Source organism: Streptomyces turgidiscabies Car8, assembly GCF_000331005.1.
GTDB classification, from domain to species: domain Bacteria; phylum Actinomycetota; class Actinomycetes; order Streptomycetales; family Streptomycetaceae; genus Streptomyces; species Streptomyces turgidiscabies.
Map to the genome: position 1 here is coordinate 1 of NZ_AEJB01000422.1, position 5,940 is coordinate 5,940.

Consider the following 5,940-nt stretch of genomic DNA (forward strand, 5'->3'; position numbering starts at 1 on the left):
CCTGCCGTCAAACTCACCTGTCAATCGGTCAAGGTCACCCGGCAAAGGGCACCCTCGACCGCCACGGCGCCGACGGCCCGCGCGACTGCGTCACGCTGTCAAAGAAGGCGAAACGACTGGGTTCGTTGTCAAACGACTGGATTGAATGACAGCGGACACACCTGCTGGGCTGTCAGGTCGGTCGAAGGTGTTGTCCCGTCTTAGTGAAGGTGGACCACGTCGAGGCCGTGACCAGCGATGGGTCATCTTGAGTGAGACGCGGTGAGGCCTGGTGTCTCAGTCAACCTGAGAATCGTGTGCCCTGCGCTACTTCGCACTCGGCAGCGAACCCGTCGAGGAGCTCGAACAGGACCTTGATCGCATGTTGTTCGTCCTCAGGCGGGAGGTTCCAGATGTTGTCCCAGCCGTTCGGGAGGGCGATGTGGAGGACCTGGCCGGGCCAAGCGTGGTTGCAGTCGCGTCCGCGACGGGCGATGAGCCAATCGTGCCAGCCGGTGAGCCCGTGCCCACTGTGCCGGAGAGCATGCTGGTCGTAGCCGGTCAGGAACGCGGTCAGCATGTTGAAGGAGGTCTTGCCGACGAACATGCCGGGACGTTGGCCGACGCTGGCGAAGTACTCACGTTCAGTCATTTCCGAGAGGGGCTTCATGCGTCCGCACACTCCTCGTCACTGGCGCTGTCGTCCAGGGCTGGACGAAGCCTGCTGCGGGCCGCCTCCAGACGTTCGGCGTAGTCCGCCGCAAAGATCCCCGGCAGCGACGTGTACGGGCAGGGCCTTGCCCGCCTGAAATCCACTGGTGTACCCCGCCGCCCGCCGGGATCATGAGCTGCCGCCGTGCCGCGCTCGGGACGGCGGTCGTTCATGTGCCGACCTGGGAGGACCCCTGTATGACCCTTGCACCGATAGTCCGACGCGTGCTCGGCGACGGCCCATTCGCCGAGATCGGTGAACCTGCTCTGGCCGTCGCTGACGAGCATTCGCGGACGGTCGCTGTGGGTGGGGACCTCGGGCATATCCAGTGGAGTGGTGGCGGGACCGCGGACTCCCGATGGACGGGGCACCGGATCGGTGTCTATGAGCAGGCCGGGCTGCAGTGTCGGCACCTGGTGCGGTCGAGGTACCCCGTTCGGTCTCTCGCCTTCCACCCGGTTCTTCCTCTGTTGGCTGTTGGTACGGGGTGCTACGACGGCGGTTACTCGTTTGAAGGCGAGCTGCTGCTGATCCACCTGGACTCCGGCGACGTGGTGTCCGCCCTGCAGTACCAGCGGGAGGTGCTCGGCGTGCAATGGTGCAGCGAGACGGCACTTGGTCTGGTCTTGGCGCCGTGTGACGACTGGGAGAACCCGCAGGCACACGAGCAGGGTCATGCGGTCGTTGTGGCTCGCTCAGACTGGGGCGCAGTCGGGCAGGGGTCGATCGGTGCCGAGGAGTTGGCTGCCCCCGCGGAACCGGTTCTCCAGCCGGACCACAGCGTGGAGGCCCGCCGGTGCCTCGCGGGCCTCGCGGCCTTGGCCGGTCGGCAGTGGTCCGTACGTCGACGGGTGTGGGCTGTCGAAGGTACGGAGGACGGCCGCGTGCTGGCCGCTCTGGACGGGGTGCTGGCGGAGTCGTGGCTGCTATCCGGAGACCTGCATTGGGTGGTCGAGGACGAGGAGGGCGGCCGACAGCTGGTTCTGGCCTCCGACGGCACATGGGTGTGGACCAACGCCGAACGCCGCGTTCGCCACAAGGGAGGACACTGGGAGAGGTCCGCACCCCGGCTTGCCCGAATCGCTGTCGACACAGGGCAGGTGCTGGAGACCCTGAGCCCGGGCGTGTTTACGGTTCTCGTCGCGGGCGACCACAGGACGATTCTTCGGCCGTTGGACGGCCGTCGCAAGCGTCCCGAACGGCTGCTGATGTTCGACCTTGACGGTCCGGTAGACGGTCCGGAAGTCAGCCGCTTCGACTTGTTCAACCACCCGTTCGCCGTCCGTCGCGCGAGCCGCCCGTACATCTTGGTTGGCACTGATCCGGACAAGCCGCACCGGGACAAGTGGGTCACCGCCCTGGACGACGATGGGACGTTGCGGAGGCTCTTCCCACACTCGTGGGTACCGGAGGAGCATCATTTCGGGGGCCCTGCGGTCGAAATCGGGCAGTCCCTGGTCTATGCCGGCGCCGTCCACCACGGTCAGGGGCTCCAACCCGGTGGCGCCTACGTCGTGCGGCGATCCCTGAACGGCTCAGTGCAGTGGCAGTACCGCACCGATCATCCTGCCACTGCCCTCGACACCGACGGGGACAACCTCTACGTGGCCTACAACTCCGGCGCCTTGACAGCACTACACGCCAACGACGGCTCGGTGCGATGGCACACCGAGCTCAAGGTCGACGGAGTACCGACCACGGCACTGTCCCTCGCTGTGGCGCCTCAAGGACACTTGCTCATCGGGACCGTCGACGGCCGGATCCTGGAGTGCCCAGCTCGGCCGTGATCCCGGGAGCGAAGCCTTGTTTTTTCGCGGTTCGCATGTCTCATGAGACGAGACGTCCTGTTCGCAAGGTGGGATTGTGGCTCACCCACCTGAGCCACAAGGCCCTGAGTTGTCGGCCGCGTCGTCTGCGGCGAGGACGTTCTGCTCAGCGGCGTCCTGGATGGCGTGCGCGATGGCGCGGAGCTGCTGGATGAACCAGGGTTTGGCCGTTGTGCGCAGAGGCATCTCGATGGGAAGCCGTCGGATGAACTCAGTATGGAAGGCACGGAAGTCTTCCTCGTCGCTGGATGCCGCCAGACCGCGCCACTGGGCAGAGGCGTAGAGCACCATGGTTTTGACGATCTCCGGATAGACCGCGGCATAGCGCTCGGAGTCCCAGGGGTGAACGGTGCGGGAAGAGCGGGGCCGAAGGCGGGCGAGTCGGTGAGTGCGATCGTCGAGTAGGTACCCGTGCCGGAGGAGAGCGTGCCAGAGACCAGAACACTGCACGTAGCACGGGTTGAGCACGTCAGGCCCGTAACGGCGCAGGAGCCTGTAGTGACGCCGTTGGGCGCTGACGACCTCGGGAAGGCCGGCTAGGTCGAACTGGTTCGCGGGCGTCTCGACGGCTCGGCCGATCCATAGACGGTGCGGGATGCAGACCTGGTCGTGATAGTTCGACATCCAGATCTTGACGCGTTCGTCCGGGGTGCCGGTTCTGCGCGCGACACAGCGTCGGCAGGCCCATCGGGGAGTCGCAGCGAGGGGTCCTTGCGGAAAGTTCCCTGGCTGCTTCTCCCACTGGGGGATCGCGTGCTGGATCGATGTACGCGGCTGTCCGCTCAGGACGCTGAGCTGGTCAGTTGAGTCCAGGCGGGAGGGCAGCCACCGGGAGGGCTGCTGGATGCGGTGGACAGGCATCGCGTTCGCCGCTGCGAGTCGGCCCAGGAACGAGTGCTTGGTCTCCTGCGGGAAAGGCTTGATTGGTCGCGGCAGCGGACGGAAAAGGACAGGCTCGAAACGTGGGCTCATCCGGCTGCCCTGCGCGGTTCGGGCGGGGAGTCGGATTCGCTGTTGTGGTCGACGCGGATGCCGCGCAGGAGAGTTTTGGTGATCTGTTCGCTGCCGTCGAGGATGGCAGAAATGGCTGCGGCTCGGATCAGGTGGGAGAGGCTTCCGATCATGCCGCCGGTGCGCTGGTGCAGGTATTTCGCGAGCTTGACCAGGGCGCCGTTCGGGTGCCGGTGCAGGCGGAGGGTCGTTTCCAGAGAGGCGACCAGCGCCTGCCACTCGCCGTTGGGCGGGAAGGCACCGGTGCGCACCAGGATGCAGCGGCCCCCGAGCTGCTTGCCGAGGACCCCGGTGAACAAGCCGGAATTCTCGACGTTGATCCCGGCATAGACGAATGTCGCGGGCAGATGCTCGGTGAAGTACTTCAAGTGGTCGGAGAGGTCCTCGCCGGCGGTGGTCGCGTGGTTGAGCAGGTGAATCTCGTCGACCAGGACCAGGTCGGTGCGGGCCTCGATCAGCACTTGGCAGACGGCGCTGGTGACGTCGATGGTGTTGTGCCGCGGGTTGATCACCGGCAGGCCGAGGAATCGGGCGAATTCCAGGGCGAGTTTGCGCGGGGAGCCTTTGGGCGGGGCGGTGATATAGACGACCGGGATGCGGTCGTTGCCCGGGTAGCGCTGCCGGATACGGAGTTCGTGGGTGCGGCCGAGTTGCTTGAGCGCGGTGGTTTTCCCGGTCGTCCACTGACCGGAGACGATCATCCCGCGGCGAGGCCCGTGCTCACGCTGGTTGAGCAGGGTCAGCAGCCGTCCCTGATGGGCGATCTCTTTGACCGTGGACGTGCGCACGACCTGGAGTTTCGTCCGGCTCGGAGTCCAGCCGCATCAGATGACCGAGCTCCACCCAGGACTCGAAGCCCATCAACTCGCCACTGGTAGCAGCCCAGTACCAGCCGGGAAAGTTGCGCTGCTCCCGGTACGACGGGAACGCCCGCACCTGCCCGGCAGCCTCAAAACGCGTCGACCACATCACCCCAAGCGGCCCTTCGTGTAGCTCACCGCGCGCGTCGACGTACTCCAGTGAGAAGTCCTCAGGCTCCACCAGCCACCCCCACCCGGCGCTGACCACGTACGACGACCGTAGGGAGCTGGGCACAGCGGTGGCTCAGAAAGAGCGAGACGGATCGAAAGATGGCCCAGGTCGACCGGGACGCAAGACCAGATGACTCAGATAGACCGAGATTGGCTCACCTTCAGCGAGACAGGTCACAGGTCGGTCGAAGGTGTCTTGCTCAGTCACACCCCGCCCCGAAGTGGCGTAGCGCACTATTGCAAGCAGGCGCTTGCAATAGTTAGCAAGGGTGGGGCAAGGTAGACGCATGGCAACGCTCAACGTCGGCAATCTTGGTGAGTACCTGCGCGATCAGCGGCGCACCGCGCAGCTGTCCCTCAGGCAGCTCGCCGATGCCGCCGGGGTGTCCAATCCGTATCTGAGCCAGATCGAGCGCGGGCTGCGCAAGCCGAGCGCGGAGGTGTTGCAGCAGGTCGCCAAGGCGCTGCGGATCTCCGCCGAGACGCTGTACGTGCGGGCCGGGATCCTGGACGCCGAGCGGGACCGGGACGAGGTGGAGACGCGTGCCGTCATACTCGCCGATCCCACGCTCGGTGAACGGCAGAAGCAGGTGCTGCTGCAGATCTACGAGTCCTTCCGCAAGGAGAACGGGTTCGAGATCGCTGACCCGGACAGCGCCCCAGCCGCGACGGACGTTCCTGTGCCGGACGTTCCGAGCGGTGCTCTCAGAGACGCCGGCACAGACGCCGGCATAGGCACCGGCAGCGACGCCGACCCACAGCAGACGGCCAGTTGACGCACCGGACGCACCGGACGCATCGAATGCATCTGACGTGTCGGTCGAGAACGGCCCGACGTACTCGGTAAACCAAAAACCCTCAGCCCAAGCAACCCGGGAGGACCATCACCATGGCCATCACCGACGACCTGCGCAAGACCTTCAGCGACCCCACGCCGCTCTACTTCGCCGCAGGCACCGCCGACCTCGCTCTCCAGCAGGCCAAGAAGGTGCCCGGCCTGGTCGAGCAGCTGCGTGCCGAGGCGCCGGCCCGGATCGAGGCCGTACGCGGCACCGACCCGAAGTCCGTGCAGGAGAAGGCCGCCGCTCGCGCCAAGGAGGCGCAGGAGAAGGCCGCCGTCCGGGCCAAGGAGGCGCAGGAGACCCTCCAGACCAAGGTCGGCGAGTTCATCAACACGCTGGACGGCGACTTCAAGAAGCTCGGCTCCACCATCGACGCCGACCTGAAGAAGCTCGGCGAGAGCGCCCAGGACCTCGCCCTGCGCGGTGTCGGCGTCGCCGCCGAGTACGCCGTGAAGGCGCGGGAGACGTACGAGAAGGTCGCCGAGCACGGCGAGCAGGCCGTACGCACCTGGCGCGGCGAGGCCGCCGAGGAGATCGAG

6 protein-coding genes are annotated in these 5,940 nt (G+C 66.1%); 3 read left to right on the forward strand and 3 right to left on the reverse strand.

The window, feature by feature from the left end:
• Nucleotides 1–280: 280 nt before the first annotated feature.
• Nucleotides 281–649, reverse strand: coding sequence for a hypothetical protein (locus STRTUCAR8_RS31170; RefSeq protein WP_006380142.1), 369 nt, complete (start codon nt 647–649; stop codon nt 281–283).
• Between the two features lie 239 nt (nt 650–888).
• Between STRTUCAR8_RS31170 and STRTUCAR8_RS31175 the strand changes: the two genes are divergently transcribed.
• Nucleotides 889–2,478 carry a PQQ-binding-like beta-propeller repeat protein gene (locus STRTUCAR8_RS31175; RefSeq protein ID WP_006380145.1) on the forward strand — a complete coding sequence of 530 codons (1,590 nt, stop codon included), beginning with the start codon at nt 889–891 and terminating at the stop codon, nt 2,476–2,478.
• Nucleotides 2,479–2,559: 81 nt separating this feature from the next.
• Here STRTUCAR8_RS31175 and STRTUCAR8_RS54615 read toward each other — a convergent pair whose 3' ends face one another.
• On the reverse strand, nt 2,560–3,141 hold the full coding sequence (locus tag STRTUCAR8_RS54615; RefSeq protein WP_234372655.1) for a hypothetical protein: 582 nt from the start codon (nt 3,139–3,141) through the stop codon (nt 2,560–2,562).
• 344 nt (nt 3,142–3,485) lie between these two features.
• Complete coding sequence (locus tag STRTUCAR8_RS31185) at nt 3,486–4,316, reverse strand: TniB family NTP-binding protein (RefSeq protein ID WP_006380140.1); 831 nt, start codon at nt 4,314–4,316, stop codon at nt 3,486–3,488.
• Nucleotides 4,317–4,846: 530 nt separating this feature from the next.
• On the opposite strand from STRTUCAR8_RS31185, the gene STRTUCAR8_RS31190 reads away from it, so the two are divergent.
• Together STRTUCAR8_RS31190 and STRTUCAR8_RS31195 are read left to right on the forward strand one after the other, a co-directional pair.
• Nucleotides 4,847–5,335, forward strand: coding sequence for a helix-turn-helix domain-containing protein (locus STRTUCAR8_RS31190; protein ID WP_006380141.1), 489 nt, complete (start codon nt 4,847–4,849; stop codon nt 5,333–5,335).
• A 113-nt stretch (nt 5,336–5,448) separates the two neighbouring features.
• The coding region (locus tag STRTUCAR8_RS31195; RefSeq protein ID WP_006380139.1) for a hypothetical protein at nt 5,449–5,940 on the forward strand (492 nt) is incomplete at its 3' end.